General features: G+C 68.4%; 2 protein-coding genes. Both read left to right on the top strand.

Annotated features, from left to right (window positions below; genetic code table 11):
* The coding region (locus RMO40_RS15120; protein WP_489660169.1) for an ABC transporter permease subunit at positions 1-348 on the top strand (348 nt) is incomplete at its 5' end.
* Positions 345-2,317, top strand: a 1,973-nt coding sequence (locus RMO40_RS15125) for a 3-hydroxybutyrate oligomer hydrolase family protein (RefSeq protein ID WP_309722972.1), incomplete at its 3' end; no start/stop codon positions are given. The genes RMO40_RS15120 and RMO40_RS15125, both read left to right, overlap by 4 nt.

Here is a 2,317-nt window from a genome sequence, read left to right on the forward strand (position 1 = left end):
GCCACGCTCGCCGGTTGCCTGCTCGCACTCTGGCTGCGCTACAACGGGCCCGACACCTCGCTCAGCTTCGAGATCATGCTCGACATCCTGCTCATCGTCGTGATCGGCGGCATGGGCACGGTGTATGGCGCGGTGGTCGGCAGCGTGCTCTTCGTCATCGCGCAGAACTACCTGCAAGACCTGCTCAAGCTCGGGGGCAGCGCCTTCGAAGGGGTGCCGGTCTTGTCGCAGCTCGTCTCGCCCGATCGCTGGCTCTTGTGGCTGGGCATTCTTTTTGTGCTGTCGGTCTACCACTTCCCGAGCGGGGTGGTGGGGCGGCTGCGTTCACTCAACCGGAGACAACGATGACGATGCGCATGGGTGGATTCCAGACTCTTTCCTTGGCCCTGGTCGCTGCGGCGGCGTTGGTGGCCTGTGGTGGCGGTGGTGACGACAGCGTAGCCCCCACCGAAGCGGCGGCTGCACCGACCGAGCAGGCTCAGCACCTCGGCGCGCACGCGGTGTTCAACCGCAAGCCCGAGTTTGTGTCGGGTGAGGTGCTCAGCACCGAGTACGACGGCGTGAGCGACGACCTGCTCACCGCCGGCCTGGGCAAGACCGGCCTGGCGGGCGCCTTGCCGCCGTTTGCGAATGCCTTGGCGCCGACGGTCGCCGAGCTGCGCCGCGCCGCCATCTACAACAGCTACCGCGCCATCGTCGACATGACGGCCGCCGGCGGCTACGGCTCGCTCTATGGCCCGAACGTCGATGCCGACGGTGTGATCACCGCCAGTGAAGGCAAGGTGGCCGGTACCGAGTACATCGCCTTCAGCGACGACGGCAGCGGCCAGCAGAACGTGGTGCTGATGGTGCAGGTGCCGAGCCATTTCAACCCGCGCCGCGCCTGCATCATCACCGCCACCTCATCGGGCTCGCGTGGTGTGTATGGCGGCATCAGCACCGGCGAGTGGGGCTTGAAGCGCGGTTGCGCGGTGGCCTACACCGACAAGGGCACGGGCAGCGGCCCGCACGACCTGGCGAGCGACACCGTGCCGTTGATCGATGGCACGCGCGCGCCATCGGCCGGCGCGGTCGCGCAGTTCCGCGCGCCGCTGAGCGCAGCGCAACTCGCTGCCGTCAACACCGCCACGCCCAACCGCCTGGCCTACAAGCACGCCCACTCGCAGCGTAACCCCGAGAAGGACTGGGGACGCTTCACATTGCAAGCGGTGGAGTTCGCCTACTGGGTGCTCAACGAACGCCACGGCATCGCCCTGGGCCACGGCCAGCGCCTGCGCACCATCCGGCCCTTCAACACGCTGGTGATCGCCTCCAGCATCTCCAACGGCGGCGGTGCGGCCATCGCTGCGGCCGAGCTAGACCGCGAGCGCCTGATCGACGGCGTGGCCGTGTCCGAGCCGGCGGTGGAGCTGCCGGCCGACCTGCGCGGTGCCATCGTCCAGCGTGGCAGCAGCGTGCAGGCGGTGGGCAAGACGCTGGTCGACTTCACCACCTATGCCAACCTGTTCCAGAGCTGCGCGGCCTTGTCGCCGCAGGTGGCGGGCACGCCGGGCGCGGCCTTCGTGATCGCACCGTTTGCTGCCAACCGCTGCGCCTCGCTCAGGGCCAAGGGCTGGCTCACGGCCGACACCTTGACGGCGCAAGCCGACGAAGCGCTGGCCAAGCTCGGCAGCTACGGCTGGGAGCCGGAGTCGGTGCCTTTGCATGCCTCGCTGGCTGCGTTTGAAGTGGCACCGGCCGTCAGCGTGACCTTCGCCAATGCGTTGGCGCGCGCCAGCGTGGCCGACCATCTGTGTGGCTACAGCTTTGCGGCCACCACGGCGCAAGGGGTGATTGCACCGACCACCCCGGCGTTGCTCGCGCCCATGTCGGCCACCGGCAACGGCGTGCCGCCCTCGGCCGGTGTGCAGCTCATCAACAACCTGAGCCCCGGCCTGCCGCTGCGCGACCTGTTCTCGTTCTCACCGTCAACGCTGACCCAAGACTTCAACCTCGACGGCGCCTTGTGCCTGCGTGGCCTGTTGAGTGGCACCGATGCGCAGGCCCTGGCGCTGCAGAAGGGCCTCAACGAAACCCGCCGCAACGGTGACCTGAACGGCAAGCCGGCCATCATCGTGCACGGCCGCGCCGACGCGCTGCTGCCGGTGAACCACACCTCGCGCCCCTACACCGCGCTCAACAAGCGCGTCGAAGGCGGGCGCAGCCGGCTCTCGTACATCGAGGTCACGAACGCCCAGCACTTCGACGGCTTCATCGGCCTGCCCACCGTGCTGCCGGGCTACGACACACGCTATGTGCCGCTGCACGTCTACCTGAA

This window comes from Rhizobacter sp. (assembly GCF_031412075.1).
Lineage (GTDB): Bacteria > Pseudomonadota > Gammaproteobacteria > Burkholderiales > Burkholderiaceae_C > Rhizobacter.